The 18,503-nt window shown below is 66.7% G+C and carries 15 protein-coding genes; 3 read left to right on the top strand and 12 right to left on the bottom strand.

The genetic code is table 11. From position 1 onward, the window contains the following. Nucleotides 1–121 precede the first annotated feature (121 nt). On the top strand, nt 122–2,185 hold the full coding sequence (locus SB4_RS09240; protein WP_058752347.1) for a TonB-dependent receptor: 2,064 nt from the start codon (nt 122–124) through the stop codon (nt 2,183–2,185). A 7-nt stretch (nt 2,186–2,192) separates the two neighbouring features. Here SB4_RS09240 and SB4_RS09235 read toward each other — a convergent pair whose 3' ends face one another. From SB4_RS09235 to SB4_RS09215, 5 genes are read right to left on the bottom strand one after another with little or no spacing between them, the layout of a single operon-like run. Then, nucleotides 2,193–2,642, bottom strand: coding sequence for a MaoC family dehydratase (locus SB4_RS09235; RefSeq protein WP_058752346.1), 450 nt, complete (start codon nt 2,640–2,642; stop codon nt 2,193–2,195). Continuing rightward, nucleotides 2,639–4,492: an acetyl/propionyl/methylcrotonyl-CoA carboxylase subunit alpha gene (locus SB4_RS09230; RefSeq protein ID WP_058752345.1), complete on the bottom strand. Its 1,854-nt coding sequence runs from the start codon at nt 4,490–4,492 to the stop codon at nt 2,639–2,641. Before SB4_RS09230 ends, SB4_RS09235 begins: the two co-directional genes overlap by 4 nt. Beyond that, nucleotides 4,492–4,764, bottom strand: coding sequence for a barstar family protein (locus SB4_RS09225; protein ID WP_193753777.1), 273 nt, complete (start codon nt 4,762–4,764; stop codon nt 4,492–4,494). The genes SB4_RS09230 and SB4_RS09225 overlap by 1 nt, the downstream gene beginning before the upstream one ends. Nucleotides 4,765–4,769: 5 nt before the next feature. Next, complete coding sequence (locus tag SB4_RS09220) at nt 4,770–6,368, bottom strand: carboxyl transferase domain-containing protein (RefSeq protein WP_058752343.1); 1,599 nt, start codon at nt 6,366–6,368, stop codon at nt 4,770–4,772. A gap of 16 nt (nt 6,369–6,384) precedes the next feature. Further along, entirely contained in the window at nt 6,385–7,551 is a 1,167-nt protein-coding gene (locus tag SB4_RS09215) for an acyl-CoA dehydrogenase family protein (RefSeq protein WP_058752342.1), read from the bottom strand. A 201-nt stretch (nt 7,552–7,752) separates the two neighbouring features. On the opposite strand from SB4_RS09215, the gene SB4_RS09210 reads away from it, so the two are divergent. Next, nucleotides 7,753–9,909 carry a histidine kinase dimerization/phosphoacceptor domain -containing protein gene (locus SB4_RS09210; protein ID WP_058752341.1) on the top strand — a complete coding sequence of 719 codons (2,157 nt, stop codon included), beginning with the start codon at nt 7,753–7,755 and terminating at the stop codon, nt 9,907–9,909. A 67-nt stretch (nt 9,910–9,976) separates the two neighbouring features. On the opposite strand, the gene SB4_RS09205 is transcribed toward SB4_RS09210, so the two are convergent. From SB4_RS09205 to rpiA, 7 genes are all read right to left on the bottom strand, one after another. After that, nucleotides 9,977–10,486 carry a biliverdin-producing heme oxygenase gene (locus tag SB4_RS09205; protein ID WP_082670080.1) on the bottom strand — a complete coding sequence of 170 codons (510 nt, stop codon included), beginning with the start codon at nt 10,484–10,486 and terminating at the stop codon, nt 9,977–9,979. Further along, on the bottom strand, nt 10,483–11,229 hold the full coding sequence (locus SB4_RS09200; RefSeq protein WP_058752339.1) for an HAD-IIB family hydrolase: 747 nt from the start codon (nt 11,227–11,229) through the stop codon (nt 10,483–10,485). The genes SB4_RS09205 and SB4_RS09200 overlap by 4 nt, the downstream gene beginning before the upstream one ends. Then, nucleotides 11,226–12,047, bottom strand: a complete 822-nt coding sequence (locus SB4_RS09195; protein WP_058752338.1) for a Cof-type HAD-IIB family hydrolase — start codon at nt 12,045–12,047, stop codon at nt 11,226–11,228. Before SB4_RS09195 ends, SB4_RS09200 begins: the two co-directional genes overlap by 4 nt. After that, nucleotides 12,044–13,027, bottom strand: a complete 984-nt coding sequence (gene gnd, locus SB4_RS09190; protein WP_058715427.1) for a phosphogluconate dehydrogenase (NAD(+)-dependent, decarboxylating) — start codon at nt 13,025–13,027, stop codon at nt 12,044–12,046. The genes SB4_RS09195 and gnd overlap by 4 nt, the downstream gene beginning before the upstream one ends. Before the next feature lie 75 nt (nt 13,028–13,102). After that, nucleotides 13,103–14,224 (bottom strand): transaldolase, encoded by a 1,122-nt coding sequence (gene tal / locus SB4_RS09185; RefSeq protein ID WP_058752337.1) that lies wholly within the window; start codon nt 14,222–14,224, stop codon nt 13,103–13,105. Continuing rightward, complete coding sequence (gene tkt / locus SB4_RS09180) at nt 14,224–16,305, bottom strand: transketolase (protein ID WP_058752350.1); 2,082 nt, start codon at nt 16,303–16,305, stop codon at nt 14,224–14,226. Before tkt ends, tal begins: the two co-directional genes overlap by 1 nt. Nucleotides 16,306–16,379: 74 nt before the next feature. Continuing rightward, the gene (gene rpiA / locus SB4_RS09175) at nt 16,380–17,051 is read right to left on the bottom strand and encodes a ribose-5-phosphate isomerase RpiA (protein WP_058752336.1); all 672 of its coding nucleotides are present in this window, start codon (nt 17,049–17,051) and stop codon (nt 16,380–16,382) included. Between the two features lie 264 nt (nt 17,052–17,315). Here rpiA and SB4_RS09170 point away from each other — a divergent pair, with 264 nt between their 5' ends. Continuing rightward, nucleotides 17,316–18,500: an efflux RND transporter periplasmic adaptor subunit gene (locus SB4_RS09170; protein ID WP_082670082.1), complete on the top strand. Its 1,185-nt coding sequence runs from the start codon at nt 17,316–17,318 to the stop codon at nt 18,498–18,500. The last annotated feature ends 3 nt before the right edge of the window (nt 18,501–18,503 follow it).

The following is an 18,503-nucleotide window of genomic DNA, read 5'->3' as shown; positions in this document are numbered from 1 at the left end:
CCCATCCCCTCCCGCTTGCGGGAGGGGCGTGGATTTCACAAGCGTGGAGCCAACAGCAATCCGATTCGTCTTCCCATCATGACACCCCTATCAGGGGAGCAAAGGGGAACCCCCAAAAACCATGCCCGCATTCCACCGCCTGCCTCTGCTCGCTCTCACGCTCGCGCCCGCCACTCTCTCCGCCCAAACCACCGAACCCGAAACCATCATCGTCACCGGACGAGGCCTGGCCGACCAGCCGGGCGACCGGGCGCTGGACGTGGTGATGATCGACCGCAACCGGATCACGCAGAACGCCTCACAGCGGCTGGAAAATGTCCTCGCCGACGTCGCGGGGCTCCAGCAGTTTCGCCGATCGGACAGCCGCTCGGCGCATCCGACCTCACAGGGAATCATGTTGCGCGGCCTGGGCGGCAATGCGTCGAGCCGCGCGCTGCTGGTACTGGACGGCGTGCCGCAGGCCGATCCGTTCGGTGGCTGGGTGGTGTTTCCCGCCTATGCGACCGGGCGGCTGGGGCGCATTCGGGTGACGCGCGGCGGCGGATCGGGTTTCTGGGGGCCGGGCGCGCTGGCGGGCACGATCGAGATGGACAGTGCGACGCCCGATCAACTGTCCCCGCTGGACATGGCCCTCTCCTATGGCAGCCGCCATTCGGTCGATGCACAGGGGGCAGCCTCCCTGGTACGGGAGGGCGGCTTCCTGACGGTGTCGGGAGCCTATGCGCGCGGCGACGGATTCACGCCCATCGTCGAGGGACAACGCGGCCCCGCCGACCGGCCCGCGCCTTACGAACAATATTCGGGCGCGGCGCGCGGGGTCATCGGGATCGTACCCGCCACCGAGTTGCAGATGACCCTCGCCGCCTTTCACGACTCGCGCGATCGGGGGACCGACTTCACCGACAATCGTTCGGACGGCGCGGATGCCAGCGTGCGGCTGGTCGGGCGGGGGCGCTGGGGCTGGTCGGCGCTGGCCTATGTCCAGACGCGGCAATTCGCCTCGCGCTATGCCAGCGTGAACGCCGCGCGAACGGCGGCCACGCTGACGCTCGACCAGTATAATGTCCCCGCCACGGGCCTTGGCGGGCGGATCGAGGTGTCGCCGCCGCTCGGTGATGCGATCACACTGCGGCTGGGCGGTGATATCCGCGACACCAGCGGGCGAACGCAGGAGCTCTACACCTATGTCGCGGGACGTCCGACCCGGCGACGCGAGGCGGGCGGCGCGACGCGCACCATGGGGCTGTTCGCCGACGGCAGTGTCGAGGCGGGCGCGCTGACCGTCACCGCCGCCGCGCGGGTGGATGACTGGCGCATCCGCAATGGACGACTGGATGAAGGCGTGCTGGCAACCGGCGCGGTGCTGACCGACACCGATTTTCCGAACCGGTCCGGCCAGGAATTTACCGGGCGGCTGGGCGCGGCGCTGCGGGTCGCGCAGCCACTGACCCTTCGGGCGGCGGCCTATCGCGGGTGGCGGCTGCCGACACTCAACGAACTCTACCGGCCGTTCCGCGCGGGAGCCGATGCGACCGCCGCCAATGCCGCGCTAAACCCCGAGCATGTCGAGGGGGTCGAGGGTGGTTTCGACCTGACCCCGGCGACGGGGGTTCGGCTGTCGGGCACATACTTCGTCAACCGGCTGACCGATGCCATCGCCAATGTGACCATGGGGCGCGGGCCGGGGACGTTCCCCGGCGTCGGCTTCGTCGCGGCAAATGGCGTGTACCGGATGCGGCAGAATCTCGATGCGATCCGATCCCAGGGGTTCGAGCTGGAAGCCAATGCCGCCGCCGGGCCGTTCAGCGCCCGCGCGTCCTGGTCGCATGTCGATGCGCGGGTGGAGGCGTCGGGCAATGCCGCTCCGCTAGACGGCCTGCGCCCGGCCCAGACACCGCGCGACCAGTTTTCGGGGACTCTGGCGGTGGAGCAACGCGGGGCGGTGTTGAGCGGGACGCTGCGCCATGTCGGGCGACAATATGAGGACGACCAGAATATCCGCTCGCTCGCGCCCGCGACGACGCTGGATGCCTATGCCGCGGTGCCGGTGGTGCGCGGCTGGCTGATCGAGGCCCGGGCGGAGAATCTCGCCGATGCGCGGGTCGAGGCGGCATATAGCGGTACGGGCCTGATCGAGCGGGCGACGCCCCGGACACTCTGGATCGGGGTTCGGACGCGGTTGTAAGCGCCCCCTAGCCCCGCTTCTTCACCAAGGCCGTTCTCAGGCACCGGCACACCACTTCACCCCGCTGGTTCAGCGCCTCGTGCCGGAAGGTCACCAGCCCCACGCCGGGCCGCGACTTGCTCTCGCGCAAGGCCGTCACCTCGCTCGTCGCGCGCAGCGTGTCGCCGAGGAACACTGGGGCGGGCATGACCAGTTCGTCGTAACCAAGGTTCGCCACCAGCGTCCCCAGCGTCGTCTCCCCCACCGACAGTCCGACCATCAGCGAAAAGGTGAAGGTGCCGTTGACGAGGATCTGGCCGAACTCGCTCGCCCTGGCCGCCTCCGCATCGATGTGCAGCGGTTGCGGGTTATGGGTCATGGTCGAGAACAGCAGATTGTCCGTCTCGGTCACGGTGCGGCGGATGGGGTGCTCGATCCGGTCGCCGATCGTCCAGTCGTCGAAGAAGCGCCCGCTCATGCCGCATCCTCTGCCACGATGCGGACCAGCGCGATCCCCTCCGCCACCTGCCCACCGGTCTTGACCTTCAGGTCGGTGACCACCCCGTCGAAGGGCGCGGTCAGGACATGCTCCATCTTCATCGCCTCCAGCGTGACGAGCGGCTGGCCTGCGCTCACCCCTTGCCCCTCGGTCACGGCGACCGCGATGATCCGGCCGGGCATGGGCGACAGGATACCGCCGTCCGCCGCCCCGCCCGCCGCCAGCCCATCGGCGCGCCAGCGGGTGAAGGACCAGCTCTGCCCGCCCTCCGAGATCAGCACCTCGTCGGTCGGCGCCGGGGGCACATCGCCCGCTTCGCTAAAATCGACCGTGATCGGTCGCCCATCGAGCAGGAAGCGTGCGTTCCGCCGAGGCGCGGCGTTCAGGCGGAAACCAGAGAAGCCATCCTGCCCGATCAAAGCGGCGGCGGCTTCCGCCAGCGCCTCTTCGGACGGCTCGGCGGGCGGCATCAGCGCCTCGCCCTCGCGCGCGATCAGGCCGGTGTCGACTTGGCCGCTCGCGAAGTCGGGATGGTCGAGCGCCTGGACCAGGAACCCGGCATTGGTGCGCACCGGCCAGATCACCGCTTCGTCCAGCGCATCGGCCAGCGCCTCGCGCGCTTCGTCGCGGGTGTCGCCATGGGCGATGACCTTGGCGATCATCGGGTCGTACCAGGAAGTGATCTCCGCGCCTTCCTCGACCCCGGTGTCGATGCGGATCGCGGGATCATCGCCGAGGTCGAACACCTCCAGCGTGCCGATGGCGGGCAGGAAACCCTTGGCCGGGTCCTCGGCATAGAGGCGGGCCTCAATGGCGTGACCGTGAATGGCAAGGTCCGCTTGCGCCATCGGCAAGGGCTCGCCCGCCGCGACGCGCAGCTGCCATTCGACCAGATCGACGCCGGTGATCGCCTCGGTCACGGGATGCTCGACCTGAAGCCGGGTGTTCATCTCCATGAACCAGACGCGGTCGGCGCGAAGTCCTTCGGAGGCGTCGGCGATGAACTCGATCGTACCAGCGCCGACATAGTCCACCGCCTGTGCGGCGCGGACGGCGGCACCGCAGACGGCCTCGCGGGTCGCATCGTCCATGCCCGGTGCGGGGGCTTCCTCGATCACCTTCTGATGGCGGCGTTGCAGCGAACAGTCGCGCTCGAACAGATGCACCACCCGCCCGTGGCGGTCGCCGAAGACCTGCACCTCGATATGGCGCGGCGAGAGGATATATTTCTCGATCAGCACCCGGTCGTCGCCAAACGAAGCCGCCGCCTCGCGACGGCAGGAGGCCAGCGCCTCGGCGAAGGCGGCGGGGTCGTCGACCCGGCGCATCCCCTTGCCGCCGCCGCCCGCGACCGCCTTGATGAGCACGGGATAGCCGACCGCATCGGCTTCGGCGGCGAGGCGGTCCGGACTCTGGTCCTCGCCGAGATAGCCGGGGGTGACGGGCACACCGGCGGCAATCATCCGCGCCTTGGCGGCATCCTTCAGGCCCATGGCGCGGATGCTGTCGGGGTTTGGCCCGACCCAGACCAGCCCGGCGGCGATTACGTTTTCGGCGAACTCGGTATTTTCGGAAAGAAAGCCATAGCCCGGATGAATCGCCTCCGCCCCGCTCTCGCGTGCGGCGGCGAGGATGCGAGCGGCATCCAAATAGCTTTCGCGCGCCGGGGCCGGGCCGATCAGCATGGCCTCGTCCGCAAGTCGCACATGCAGCGCCTGCGCATCGGCTTCGGAATAGACCGCGATCGTGCGCAGGCCCATCTCCCGCGCGGTGCGGATGATGCGGCAGGCAATCTCGCCGCGATTGGCGATGAGGAGGCTCTTCATCATCAGGATTCCAGCTTCAACGTGATGGCACCCGGTCGTTCGGCGATGGCGTCAAAGATCACGGTCAGGATACGATCGAACCGCTCGCCGATCACCTTGCGCGCCGCCGCCGCATTGGTGAGGGTCAGCGCAATCGGCGGCTCGACGACCGCGATCAGCAGGTCGAACAAGGCGTCGAGACTGCCGCCATACCATTCGACGCCCGAGGTTTCGCGGATACGGGCATGGAAATCGGCCTCGTCCGTGAGGGTCGCGCCGTCGATGGTCAGGTCCATCGCCATTACATGCGGAACACCCCGAACCGGGGCGCCTCCGCGATCGGCGAATTCAGACACGCATCCAGCGCCAAGCCCAGCACATCCCGTGTCTGCGCCGGATCGACGATACCGTCATCCCACAGCCGTGCGGTCGCGTACCAGGGGTTGCCCTCGTCCTCGTAACGCTGGCGGATGGGGGCCTTGAACGCCTCCGCCTCGTCCGGCGTCCAGCTGTCGGCGTCACGGTGCACGGTCGCCAGCACGCTCGCCGCCTGTTCGCCGCCCATCACGCTGATCCGCGCATTGGGCCAGGTGAACAGGAAGCGAGGGCTATAGGCGCGCCCGCACATGCCGTAATTGCCCGCCCCGAAGCTGCCACCGATCAGCACGGTGATCTTGGGCACCTGCGCGGTCGCCACCGCCGTCACCAGCTTGGCGCCATGCTTGGCGATCCCCTCGGCCTCGTAGCGACCGCCGACCATGAAGCCTGAGATATTCTGGAGGAACAGCAAGGGAATGCGCCGCTGACAGGCCAGTTCGATGAAATGCGCGCCCTTCTGCGCGCTTTCCGAGAACAGCACGCCGTTATTGGCCAGGATCGCGACCGGCTTGCCGTGGATATGCGCAAAGCCGCAGACCAGCGACGCGCCGTACAGCGCCTTGAATTCGTGGAAACGCGATCCGTCGACCAGCCGGGCGATCACCTCATGCACGTCATAGGGCGCGCGCACGTCCTGCGGGATCAGGCCGTAGAGTTCCTCCGCCGGGTAGAGCGGTTCGTCCGCCTCGGCGAGGTTCACGTCAGGCAGGCTCTGCGGGGGCAGCGTTTCGACGATATCGCGGACGATCGACAGCGCGTGATCGTCATTCTCGGCGACATGATCTACCACGCCCGACTTGCGGCCATGGGTGTCCGCGCCACCCAGTTCCTCGGCCGAAATGACCTCGCCGGTCGCGGCCTTCACCAGCGGCGGCCCGGCGAGGAAGATCGTCCCCTGCCCGCGCACGATCACCGTCTCGTCCGACATGGCGGGCACATACGCGCCGCCCGCCGTACAGCTGCCCATCACACAGGCGATTTGCGGGATGCCCGCCGCCGACATCTGCGCCTGGTTGAAGAAGATGCGGCCGAAATGATCGCGGTCGGGAAAGACCTCCGCCTGATGCGGCAGGTTCGCGCCGCCGCTGTCGACCAGATAGATGCAAGGCAATCGGTTCTCCAGCGCGATCTCCTGCGCGCGGAGATGCTTCTTGACGGTCAGCGGGAAATAGGTGCCGCCCTTCACCGTCGCGTCATTGGCGAGGATCATCACCTGGCGGCCATGCACCCGGCCAATGCCCGCAATCACCCCGGCACCGGGGACCGCATCGTCGTACAGGCCGTTGGCGGCGAGCTGACCGATTTCCAGGAAAGGCGAGCCCGCATCGAGCAACTGCTCCACCCGGTCGCGAGGGAGCAGCTTGCCGCGCGCCATGTGGCGTTCGCGCGAGGCGTTACTACCGCCGAGCCCAGCCTTGGCGACATCGGCGCGGAGGCGCTCGGCGAGGGCCCGGTTGTGATCGGCGTTGGTGCGGAACGTCGCATCATCGCGCGCGATCCGCGTGGGAAGAACCGCACCCATCACTTCACCCCAAGGCTCATTGCGCCACCTTTTCGAGCTTGCCGATCAGTTCGCGCCCGATCAGCATCCGGCGGATTTCATTGGTCCCTGCCCCGATATCGAGCAGTTTTGCATCACGCGCGAAACGTTCGACCGGCCAGTCCTTGGTATAGCCCGCGCCACCCAACGCCTGAATCGCCTCGAGCGAGACCTTCACCGCGTTCTCGCTGGCCAGCAGGATCGCGCCCGCCGCGTCGAACCGCGTGGTGCGCCCGGCGTCGCAGCTCCGCGCCACCGCATAGACATAGGCACGGGCGGAATTGAGCGCGACATACATGTCGGCGATCTTCGCCTGGATCAGCTGGAACTCGCCGATCGCCCGGCCGAACTGCCGCCGCTCTCGAACATAGGGCACGACCACGTCGAGGCACGCCTGCATGATGCCCAGCTGGATGCCCGCCAGCACCGCACGCTCATAGTCGAGCCCGCTCATCAGCACACCGACGCCGCCATTGACCGGCCCCATCACCTGCGCATCGCCGACGAAACAGTCGTTGAAGACCAGCTCGGCGGTCGGGCTTCCGCGCATGCCCATCTTGTCGATCTTCTGGCCGATCGCAAAGCCCGCCATGTCCTTCTCGATCAGGAAGGCGGTAATGCCCCGGCTCCCCTCGCCCGTCTTGGCATAGACGACCAGCGTCTCGGCATAGGGGGCGTTGGTGATCCAGAACTTCGTGCCGTTCAGCACCCAGCCGCCATCCGCCTTCACCGCGCGCAGCTTCATCGACACGACGTCCGAACCCGCAGAAACCTCCGACATGGCCAGGCTGCCGACATGCTCGCCCGAGATCAGGCCGGGCAGATATTTCGCCTTCTGCTCCGCATTGCCCCAACGGCTGATCTGATTGACGCACAGGTTGGAATGCGCGCCGTAAGACAGGCCCAGCGAGGCCGAGGCGCGCGACACTTCTTCAATCGCGACGACATGTTCCAGATAGCCCAGGCCCAGGCCGCCATCGGCCTCCGCGACGGTGATGCCATGCAGGCCCAGTGCGCCCATGTCGGGCCATAGGTCACGGGGAAACCAGTCTTCCGCGTCCATCCGCGCGGCCAGCGGCGCGATCCGGTCGGTCGCGAAACGGCGGGTCGCTTCGCGGATCATGTCCGCACTTTCGCCCAGCGCGAAGTCGAAATCGTCGATCATGTCCTCTCCAGGCGGCTCTTTGAGTCCGTGGCCGTGCTTTAAACGGAAATTACCCAAACGCGCAATCTTCGTTCCAACGCCGCCGCTTCTTCCCACTTTGGGCCAAAGCTTGGTTCCGTATCGGATCGATTGTCCCATTCGCGAATTTGCAACCGGGTAGGAAACCCGGCATGTGGCGGGAAGAGAGGAATTTTTCGCCCGATGGCCACGCGCCCCATCGCCACCGATCCCAACATGGACATCACTGCCTGCGATCGGGAGCCGATTCATATCCCCGGGGCGATCCAGCCCCATGGCCTGTTGCTCGTGGTCGATGCGGCCACGGGAAATGTCGTTGCAGGCGCGGGCGCGATCGAGGAGCGGCTGGCCCCGGAATGGCTGGGACAGCCGCTCGCCACGCTGCTGGGCGAGGATGTGGCGCGCATGGTCGCCCATCTGCCGATCGGGCCGGGATCGGTCGTTGCGGGCGTACCGGTCGACGGCATCGCTGAGCGCTTCGCCGTTACCGCGCACCGGATCGGGGGCGAGCGGGTACTGGTAGAACTGGAGGCCGGGATCGTCGATGCGCCCTGGGGCACGGGCAGTCCCCTGGCCTGGCTCGACGCGGCGGTCACCAGTTTCGAGCGGACCGGCGACCTGCCGATGCTGTTCGAGCGCGCGGCCACCACCTTTCAGATGCTCACCGGGTTCGACCGGGTAATGCTCTATCGCTTTCTGGACGAAGATGCCGGGCGCGTGGTGGCGGAGGCGCGCGGCGCTGGCCTGCCGTCCTTCCTCCATCATCATTTTCCCGCCTCGGACATTCCGAAACAGGCGCGCGCCCTTTACGTCCGCAACCGGACGCGCTGCATCCCGGATGTCGATTACGTCCCCGCGCCGATCCGGCCGGAGGGATTCGAGACGCTCGACCTGAGCGACGTCGCGCTGCGCAGCGTGTCGCCGATCCATGTCCGCTATCTGAAGAATATGGGCGTCGCGGCCTCGGCCTCCATCTCGATCGTCAAGGACGGTGTGTTGTGGGGCATGATCGCCTGTCATCATTATAGCCCGCGCCGCCTGTCGCCCGACCTGCGCGCCGCCGCCGCCGCGCTGGCGGGCGCGCTGGCGCGGCAGATCCGCGCTCGCGAAGAGGCCGAACTCTATCGCGAGCGGCTTCGCCTGCGCGCCGCCGAGGACAGCTTGCTGCCACGCATCATCGGCCTGGGCGATCCGGCCCCCGCCATCCGCCGCCTGATGCCCGAAATGACGGCGATGCTGGGCGCGACGGGCTTTGCCATCGTTGACCAGGGCCGGGTGCAAGCGCACGGCACCTGCCCGCCCGATCTGGCCATCCTGGATATCGCCGGCTGGGCAGCAATCCGGGGTGGCGGCGAGCTTTTCGTCACGCATGAACTGCCCTCCGTCATGCCCGACGCGGCGGCAATCGTTTCGACGGCGGCGGGCGTGCTGGCGCTGCCGCTGGTCGATGGTGGCGTCACCCTTCTCTGGTTCCGCGCGGAGCAGGTCGAAGAGGTCGAATGGGCGGGCAATCCGCACAAGTCGGTCGCCCTGTCGCCCGAGGCCACGCTCAACCCGCGCACATCGTTCGAGAGCTGGCGTGAGACGGTGCGCGGACGCGCCCGCCGCTGGACGATGGAAGAGGTGGAGGCCGCCCACCGCCTGCGCCGCGCCTTGCATGACGCGGCGCAGAACCACCGCCTGCGCGGGCTGAACACCGCCTTGCAGCGCACGCTCGACGACAAGGAAGCACTGCTCCTGCAAAAGGACGTCCTGATGAAGGAGGTAGACCACCGGGTCCAGAACAGCCTCCAACTCGTCTCGTCCTTCCTGTCTCTCCAGGCCAAGGCGGCGGACGATCCGCGTGTCCGTGAACAGCTGACCGAGGCGCAGGCACGCCTGTCGGCGGTGGCGCTCGTCCATCGCCGCCTCTACCGCGACGACCAAATCCAGACGGTCGACCTCGCCCGCTATCTGGAGGAGCTGGTCGGCGACATGAAGCAGTCGATGGGCCGCGACTGGGCGACGATGATGCGCTTGGACCTCGCGCCCGTGCTGATGCCGACCGACCGTGCGATCAACCTGGGGCTGGTGACGACCGAATTGATCATCAACGCCACCAAATATGCCTATGACGGCACGCCGGGCCCAGTGACGATCACGCTGGAGCAATATGGCAACCGCCTGCGCCTGATCGTCGCCGATCAGGGGCGCGGCAAGGGTGATGAAGAGCCCGGTCACGGGCGCGGCTTCGGCAGCCGGATGATGGCCGCGATGATGCAGCGTCTGTCGGGCTCGATCGAATATGACGACAACCAGCCCGGATTGCGGGCCATCGTGATCGCACCGATCGCCGATTGAGGGCGAGACTCTGACAGTCTGAAATGGCCCCCTCCCCTTCAGGGGAGGGGCTTAGTGTCGCCCTGCTCTAAGCGGCCCTACGATATAGTCCAAAGACCTGCTCAGCCGCCACAACAGCGCGGTCGACCCATGCCTCATCGCCAGCCGCAGCATCGAGCGCATGGCGAAAATCCCGCCACTCCCCTGCCGCGAAACCGGATTCCAGATAGGCACGGGGAAGCCCCTCCCCCACCTGCCGGGCGAGCATCACGCCGCCCAGCCGCGAGCCCTCGGTCACATAAAGCGCGCCCCAGCGCGCCGCGTCGTCGTCGGCCAGATCGAACGGCAGGGGCTCGGGCATCTCACGACCGAGGGCGGCCAAGTCTGCTATCAGCGCCGCGCGTCGCGACCGCCAGGGAAAAGCGATGTTCCGCTCCGCCAACCGCGCTTCGACGGCCAGCAGCGCGCGGGCGTGAGCGATCAGGAATGCCGTATAGCTTTCCCGATCATCCAGCCGATAGCCGCCATAAGCCGCATCCACCGCTTCATGCGCGGCAGCGGTGCGCGCCCGCAAAACGGCGGACGCGCTATCGCTCACTTCAGGCAGGCGACGATCCCCGCGATGACGGCCAGCGTCTCTTCCGGGTCGCGCACGCGCACCGTATCCAGGCCGAGTTCCTTGGCCGGATAATCGTTGCCGCCCGGGAAGATCGCATCGCCGATGAACATCATCGCGTCGAGCGCAATGCCGCTGGCGTCGCGCAGCTTCTTCAGGCCGTACGCCTTGTCGACGCCCTCACGCGTGATGTCGATCGAGGTCGCGCCGCCCATGTTGATCGACAGGCCCGGCAGGCGCTGCTTCAGATCGGCCTGGATGACCTTACGCTTCTCGAACTTGGGGTCCCAATGTTCCTTGGCATCGATCGGCGCCTGCTGGCCGAGTGCGGAGAAGGTGATCTGGCTGCCGCGATCCTCGATCCGCTCGCCCCAGGTCTGTTCGGGCACGAAACCGGTCGCCTCCAGCGAGGCGTCGAACGCCTCCAGGATCTTCGCCTTGGTTTCGTCGTCGAACAGCTCGGCATAAACCGGAGTCCAGCTGCCATCCTGATAGGTGTAGAGCTTGGTGCCGGTGGTCGGCATCAGCCACAGCTTGGCGCGGTTAGCACGTTCGGGCAGGCGGCTCGCGACCTGCTTGTCGAACTGCGGCCAGTCGCCGCCCGAGATCACCGCGACATGTGCGACGTCGAGCAGGTCGGCCAGCGCCTCCCCCATCGGCTCGCCCAGGGGCTGCTTGCTTTCGGCCAGCGTACCGTCGAGGTCGAACGCAACCAGTTGCTTCATGAAGGCACTCCGATTCTGGGCAGGATAAGGGTATCGATGGCATAGGCCACACCATCGTCCGCGTTGGAACGGGTGTGTACCGATATCTGTTCCCTAACCGCATCCGGCGCATTCGCCATCACGATCGGCAGCCCGGCGCGTGTCAACATGGGAAGGTCGTTCGCCTGATCGCCCAGCACCGCCACTTCCTCCAGCGAGACGCCGAACGCCTCGGCGAGCGTCGCCACGCCATCGCCCTTGTTGGCCTTCAACGCAGTTACGTCGAGATAATAGGTCTGCGACTGGGCGATGGTCGCTTCTTTCCCATGCGCCGCATTCGCCTTTTCGAGTAGATCGCGCAGAAGGTCGGTATCGTCGCTGACCAAGGTGATCTTGTCGACTTTCTCCACGAGCGAGGAAAAGTCCTGCGTGATGACCGGCTCCTGCGACGACGCCTTGCGCTCATGATCGACATGGGTGCCTTCACCGCTGCTGGCGTACCAGCGATCGTCGGCAAACACCCAGATGGTGAGCGGCTTGTCCGCCGCTATCGCCAGCACGTCGTTCACCACCGCGACCGGCACGCGGAATTGCGCATCGACCGAGCCGTCGCGGCGAAACACGGTGCCGCCGTTGAACGCCCCGATCGGTGCGTCGATCGCCAGTTCGTCGGCCAGCCAGCCCAGCCCCGAACGTGGCCGTGCGCTAATGATGGTGAAGCCGACGCCCGCCGCCTCCAGCCGCCGGACGGCGGCGATGGTGGCGGCGCGCAGCTTCTTGTCGGGGTCGACGAGCGTGCCATCGACGTCCGACACGACGAGCCGGATGGATTTCGTCATTGCGGGATTTCGGTATGACCGCCGAAACCGAAGCGCATCGCCGACAGCACCTTGTCGCCATAGGTATGCTCGATCCGGCTGCGATAGCGCGCGAAGAGCGAGGCGGTCAGGACGTTGGCCGGGACCTTCTCCTCCATCGCGGCGTCGATCGTCCACTGGCCCTCGCCCGAATCCGCGACATGGCCCGAGAACTGTTCGAGCATCTCGTCCTTGGCCAGCGCGATGGCGGTCAGGTCGAGCAGCCACGACGAGATCACGCTGCCGCGACGCCAGACTTCGGCGATGTCGGTCAGGTTCAGGTCGAAGCGTTCGTCCTCGGGCAGCTTGTCACTGTTCTTCGACTTCAGAATGTCGAAGCCCTCGGCATAGGCCTGCATCAGGCCGTACTCGATGCCGTTGTGGATCATCTTGACGAAGTGACCCGCACCCGCCGGTCCGGCATGGATATAGCCCTTTTCGGCGCGCTCATCGACCTTGTCGGCGACGCGACCCGGCGTGCGGACGATAGTGCCCAGGCCCGGTGCCAGCGCATCGAAGATCGGGTCGAGATGGTCGACTGTTTCCTTGTCGCCGCCGATCATCATGCAATAGCCGCGCTCCAGGCCCCAGACCCCGCCCGAGGTGCCAACATCGACATAATGGATGCCATGCTCGGCCAGCATCTTGGCGCGACGGATATCGTCCTTGTAGAAGCTGTTGCCGCCATCGATGACGACGTCGCCGTCCTTGGCCAGCTTGGCGATTTCCGCGATCGTGTCTTCGGTCGGGCCACCGGCGGGCAGCATCACCCACCAGATCGCCTTATCGGCCAACTTTCCGGCCATGTCCTCCAGCCCGGTGGCGGCTTCCGCGCCGTCCTTGGCGAGCGTCTGCACCGCCTCGTCGCTGCGATCCCAGGCCACCACCTGATGCCCAGCCTGCATCAGGCGGCGTGCGATATTGCCACCCATGCGGCCAAGGCCGACCAGACCGATCTTCATCGCGGGAACTCCATTTACTGAGATGAGAAATGAAAAGGCCCCCTCCCCGTATTTGGGGAGGGGGCCGCCGGGGCCTCAGGCCGCCGGCTGCTTTTGCCCGATCGCGCCGAGCAGATCGTCGAACGCCTTGACGAAGGAGGCGACCCCCTCCTGCACCAGCGTATCGGTGACACCGTTCAGGTCGAGACCCAGGCGTTCCGCCTCGGCCAGCACATGCTTGGCGTCGTCAATGTCGGCGGTCAGCGTCTCGGCCACGGTGCCATGGTCGCGGAAGGCGTCCATCGTCTTGGGCGGCATGGTGTTGACCGTGTCCGGCCCGATCAGCGTGTCGACATAGAGCGTGTCCGGGAAGGACGGGTCCTTGGTCCCCGTCGATGCCCAGAGCAGACGCTGCGGCTGCGCACCCTTGGCGGCCAGCGCCTGCCAGCGGTCGGACTTCAGGAAGTCCAGATACCATTGATACGCCATCTTGGCGTTGGCGATGGCGACCTTGCCGCGCACGGCCTTGAGGGCGTCCGCTTCCGCATCACCGGCGGCGACGCGCTCGTCGATCTTCTTGTCGATCGCCGAGTCGATGCGGCTGATGAAGAAGCTGGCGACGCTGGCGATCCGGTCGATCGGCTGCCCCGCCTTGACCCGCTCTTCGAGGCCCGACGCATAAGCCTCGGCCACCTTGATATAGGCGTCGACCGAGAAGAGCAGCGTCACGTTGACGTTGATCCCCTTGGCGATGGTCGCCGAGATGGCCGGCGCGCCCGCATCGGTGCCCGGAATCTTGATCATCAGGTTCGGGCGGTCGACCGCATGCCACAGCTTTTCGGCCTCGGCGGTGGTCGCGTCGGTGTCATCGGCGATATAGGGCGACACTTCCAGGCTGACATAGCCGTCCTTGGCGTCCAGCTTGTCATAGACGGGCTTCAGCGTGTCCGCCGCCGCCTTGATGTCCTGGATCGCCAGATGCTCGTAACGGTCGATGGTCGCCGCGCCGGGGTTTTCCTTGTCGAAGGCGGCGAGCGTGGCGTCATAGGCGTCGCCATGCCCCATCGCCTTTTCGAAGATCGACGGGTTGGAGGTGACGCCGGTCAGCCCGTCCTCGGCAACGAGCTTTTCCAGCCCCTTCGCCTCCAGGAACTTGCGATCGACGAAATCGAGCCAGGGGGCGCAGCCCTTGGCGCCCAGTTCCGACAGCTTGCTCATCACTTGGTCTCCAGCATTTCGCGGGCCACCTTCACGACATTGTCGTGGGTGAAGCCGAACTTGTCCTGCAACTTGGCGAGCGGGGCCGAGGCACCGAAGGTCGACATGGTGATCGTGCGACCATCGAACCCGACATAGCGGTCCCAGCCGATCGACCCGGCCTGCTCGACCGCGAGGCGCTTGGTGACGGCGCGCGGCAGCACGCTGTCCTTGTAGGCCGCGTCCTGCAGCTCGAAGCGATACCAGCTCGGCAGCGAGACGACGCGGACCTTCTTGCCCTCGGCCTTCAGCGTCTCATAGGCGTCCGTCACCAGCGACAGTTCCGACCCCGTCGCGATCAGGATCAGGTCGGGCGTGCCGTCGCAATCGGCGAGCACGTAACCGCCCTTCTTCACGCCCGAAGCCGGCGCGTACTTGCTGCGGTCGAGCGTCGGCAGCGCCTGACGCGAGAAGATCAGCGCGGTCGGGTGGCTGGCCGACTCGACGGCGCAGCGCCACGCCTCGGCCACTTCGTTGGCGTCGCCGGGGCGGATGGTGTCGAGGCCGGGGATCGCGCGCAGCGTCGCCAGATGCTCGATCGGCTGGTGGGTCGGACCGTCCTCGCCCACGCCGATCGAGTCGTGCGTGAAGACGAAGGTCGCGCCCAGCTCCATGATCGCCGCGAGGCGGATCGGCGCGCGCATATAGTCGGAAAAGACCAGGAAGGTCGCGCCATAGGAGCGCAGATGCGACAGCGCCATGCCGTCGACGATCGCGCCCATCGAATGCTCCCGCACGCCAAAGTGCATGTTGCGCCCGCCATAGCTGCCCGCCTGGAACGAGCCGCCGTCCTTGATGAGCGTCTTGGTCGAGGGCGCGAGGTCGGCCGAGCCGCCGATCAGCCACGGCACCTTGGCGGCGATGGCGTTCTGCACCTTGCCGCCCGAGTCGCGGCTGGCGACGCCCTTGGCATCCGCCTCGAACACCGGGATGTCGGCATCCCAGCCCTCGGGCAGCGTGTCGGCGAGCATCGCGTCGAGTTCGGCGGCGAGATCGGGATAGGCCGCGCGATACTTCTCGATCATCGCGACCCATGCGTCGCGCAGCGGCTTGCCGCGGGCCTCGATCGCGCCCTGGAAAGCTTCGCGCACGCCATCGGGGACCAGGAACTTGGCGTCCTCGGGCCAGCCATAGGCCTTCTTCGTGGCGCGGATCGCGTCCTCGCCCAGCGGCTCGCCATGCGCCTTTTCGCTGCCCGCCTTGGGGCTGCCATAGCCGATGACCGACTTCACGACGATGAAGGTCGGCTTGTCGGTGGTCGCCTTGAAATTGTCGAGCGCGGCGGTCAGCGCGGCGACGTCATTGGCGTCGTCGACGTGCAGTACGTTCCAGCCATAGGCCTCGAACCGCTTGGCGACGTCTTCGTCAAACGCGATGTCGGTGCCGCCCTCGATCGAAATCTGGTTCGAGTCGTAAATCCAGCACAGGTTCGACAGCTTGAGGTGACCGGCGGTCGAAGCGGCTTCGGACGCGACGCCTTCCATCATGTCGCCATCGCCGCAGACCACGTAGACGTCATGGTCGAAGATCGGAAAACCCTCGCGGTTGAAGTGCGCGGCCAGCCAGCGCTCGGCGATCGCCATGCCGACCGAGTTGCCGCAGCCCGCACCCAGCGGACCGGTCGTCGTCTCGACGCCCGTGGTGTGGCGATATTCGGGGTGGCCGGGGGTCTTGGAATTGAGCTGGCGGAAGCCCTTCAGGTCTTCGAGGCTGAGAGCGGGCTTGCCCGACTTGTTGCCGTCTGCGTCGATCTCTTCGATCCCCGCCAGGTGGATCAGCGAGTAGAGCAGCATCGAGGCATGGCCGACCGACAGCACGAAGCGGTCGCGATTGGGCCAATCGGCATGAGCCGGATCGTAACGCAGGAATTTCGACCAGATGGTATGACCGACCGGGGCCAGCGCCATGGGGGTGCCGGGATGGCCCGAATTGGCCTGCTGCACCGCGTCCATCGACAGGGTACGGATGGTGTCGATGGTCAGGCGCTCGATCGACCCGTCCTCGTGGAGGTGCGAGTCGGCGTTGATGGTGGCATCGGTCATGAAACTGGCCTTATCCTTACATTCTGCGACCGAGCGCTGCCGCGAACGGTCAGGGTTGCCATGCATGGGCCGCCTTAGCGCGGGTTCCGCCCCCGTTCCAGCCGGGTAACGATCCCGTCCTCGGCAATATAGGCGGCGTCGATCTCACTGAGGAACAGGCCGTGCCCGACGACGCCGGGGATGGCCATCAGCGCATTCGCCAAGCCGTATGGGGCGGCATCGTCCCAGCCATGACCATCGATCACGATATTGCCGTTGTCGGTCACATAATCGGGCCGCTCGACACAGCGCACGAACATCTGCGCAAGCCTCAGCGACGCATAGCCGCGCGCGAAAGGCAGAATCTCGACCGGCAACGGCGTCGCGCCCAGCCGGGTCACACGCTTGGAGCCGTCGGCGATCACGATCATCCGGTCGGCGGCGGCGGCCACGACCTTTTCCCGAACCATCGCGCCGCCCGCGCCCTTCACGGCGCGCAGCCGTGCGTCGATCGCATCCGCGCCATCGATCGCGAGGTCGACCCGCGCCACCGAATCGAACGGCCGCACCTTCAAACCCAGACGGGTCGCCAATGCGGCGCTCGCCTCGGACGTGGCGACCGTCTCGATGGCTAGACGCTTTTCGGCAAGGGCAGATATCGCATGGGCGGCGGTCGAACCCGTGCCCAGGCCGACGAGCATATTGTCGCGCACCTCATCAACCGCTGCGGCAGCGGCCAGGCGTTTATCGGCGTCGCGGTCGGTCATGCCCTTTGAAAATGCGCCAGAAACCCAAAGGGTCCCACGTCACTCGCTTTTGTAGCCGCGCGACAAGTTGCGACAATTAAGGCGGGCGATTTAGGCCATCATCGCTTGCCTTTCGGAACCGCCCTCGTGCAATTTGACACGTGTCAGCAACGTTTCGCCGGTTCGCGCATTGAGGCGCGGGCCGTAACCGCGGCGAATCTCAGGCAGGTGAATGAATTGAACTTTGCAGGCTTTCGCGGGCACCGGGTGCTCGCCGGTACGGCCATGGCGCTCGCGCTGGTGAGCCTGTCGGCATGTGGTGGCAGCGAGAAGGGCGGCGCGTCCAAGGGGCGCGGCGGCGCCCAGCAGACCCCGACCGTCGGCTTCGTGACCGTCCAGCCGACCAACGCGCCGATCGTGACCGAACTGGCGGCACGCACCAGCGCCTTTGAGAGCTCCGACGTTCGCCCACAGGTGACCGGTGTCATCCGCCGCCGCCTGTTCACCGAGGGTACGCTCGTCAAGCGTGGCCAGCCGCTCTACGAGATCGATCCGCGCCTCTATCGCGCCGCCGCCAACCAGGCCGCCGCCAACCTGCAAAGCGCGCAGGCCAATGCCGAGGCGACGAAGACGCTCGCCGATCGCTATCGCCCGCTGGCGCAGATCGAGGCCATCTCGAAGCAGGACTATACCAACGCGCAGGCCAGTGCCCGCCAGGCCGCGGCCCAGGTCGCGCAGACCCGCGCCGCGCTGGAAACCGCGCGCGTCAATTTGCAATTCACCACCGTCCCCGCGCCGATTACCGGGCGCATCGGCCGTTCGCTGTTCACCGTCGGCGCGCTGGTGAGCGCGAACCAGACCGACCCGCTGGCGCAAATCCAGCGGCTCGACCCGATCTTCGTCGATATCCAGCAATCGGCCAGCGACCTGCTCTCGCTGCGTCGCAGCCTGGGCGCGCGTGACGGCCTGATCCCCGCCAGCGCGAACGTGAAGCTGCGACTGGAGGACGGCACCGATTACGGCCAGACCGGCAAGGTCGAATTTGCCGAGGCGGTCGTCGATCCGCAGACCGGCACCGTGACGCTGCGCGCCCGCTTCCCCAATCCCCAAGGGCTGCTGCTGCCCGGCATGTTCGTGCGCGCGCAGTTCGCCCAGGCGATCGACACCAGCGCGTTCCTGGTCCCACAACAGGCAATTTCGCGCGATCCAAAGGGCAATGCGACGCTCTTCGTCGTCGGCGCCGACGACAAGGTGCAGGAACGGAAGGTCAAGGCCGAACGGACGCAGGGCGCCTATTGGGTCGTGACCGACGGCCTGAAGGCTGGCGACAAGGTGGTGACGCAGGGGCTGGCGAACCTGCGCCCCGGCCAGAGCGTCCGGGCGGTGCCCGCCAACAGCCCCCAAAAGGTCCAGCCCCCCTCGCCCGAGCAGTTGAAGAAGATGCAGGCCGCCAAGGGCAAGGCGGGCTGACCG

Origin of the sequence: Sphingomonas sanguinis (assembly GCF_001476905.1) — a bacterium.
GTDB lineage: Bacteria > Pseudomonadota > Alphaproteobacteria > Sphingomonadales > Sphingomonadaceae > Sphingomonas > Sphingomonas sanguinis_B.
This window is presented reverse-complemented; position numbering and strand designations above follow the sequence as displayed.

Bases quoted from the DNA above. Each gene is read 5' to 3' on its own strand.
- rpiA (WP_058752336.1), bottom strand. From the start codon at position 17,051: ATGACCGACCGCGACGCCGATAAACGCCTGGCCGCTGCCGCAGCGGTT.
- SB4_RS09230 (WP_058752345.1), bottom strand. From the start codon at position 4,492: ATGATGAAGAGCCTCCTCATCGCCAATCGCGGCGAGATTGCCTGCCGC.
- tkt (WP_058752350.1), bottom strand. From the start codon at position 16,305: ATGACCGATGCCACCATCAACGCCGACTCGCACCTCCACGAGGACGGG.
- SB4_RS09170 (WP_082670082.1), top strand. From the start codon at position 17,316: ATGGCGCTCGCGCTGGTGAGCCTGTCGGCATGTGGTGGCAGCGAGAAG.
- SB4_RS09195 (WP_058752338.1), bottom strand. From the start codon at position 12,047: ATGACGAAATCCATCCGGCTCGTCGTGTCGGACGTCGATGGCACGCTC.
- SB4_RS09240 (WP_058752347.1), top strand. From the start codon at position 122: ATGCCCGCATTCCACCGCCTGCCTCTGCTCGCTCTCACGCTCGCGCCC.
- SB4_RS09215 (WP_058752342.1), bottom strand. From the start codon at position 7,551: ATGATCGACGATTTCGACTTCGCGCTGGGCGAAAGTGCGGACATGATC.
- SB4_RS09220 (WP_058752343.1), bottom strand. From the start codon at position 6,368: ATGGGTGCGGTTCTTCCCACGCGGATCGCGCGCGATGATGCGACGTTC.
- SB4_RS09225 (WP_193753777.1), bottom strand. From the start codon at position 4,764: ATGGACCTGACCATCGACGGCGCGACCCTCACGGACGAGGCCGATTTC.
- SB4_RS09200 (WP_058752339.1), bottom strand. From the start codon at position 11,229: ATGAAGCAACTGGTTGCGTTCGACCTCGACGGTACGCTGGCCGAAAGC.
- SB4_RS09210 (WP_058752341.1), top strand. From the start codon at position 7,753: ATGGCCACGCGCCCCATCGCCACCGATCCCAACATGGACATCACTGCC.
- SB4_RS09235 (WP_058752346.1), bottom strand. From the start codon at position 2,642: ATGAGCGGGCGCTTCTTCGACGACTGGACGATCGGCGACCGGATCGAG.
- tal (WP_058752337.1), bottom strand. From the start codon at position 14,224: ATGAGCAAGCTGTCGGAACTGGGCGCCAAGGGCTGCGCCCCCTGGCTC.
- gnd (WP_058715427.1), bottom strand. From the start codon at position 13,027: ATGAAGATCGGTCTGGTCGGCCTTGGCCGCATGGGTGGCAATATCGCA.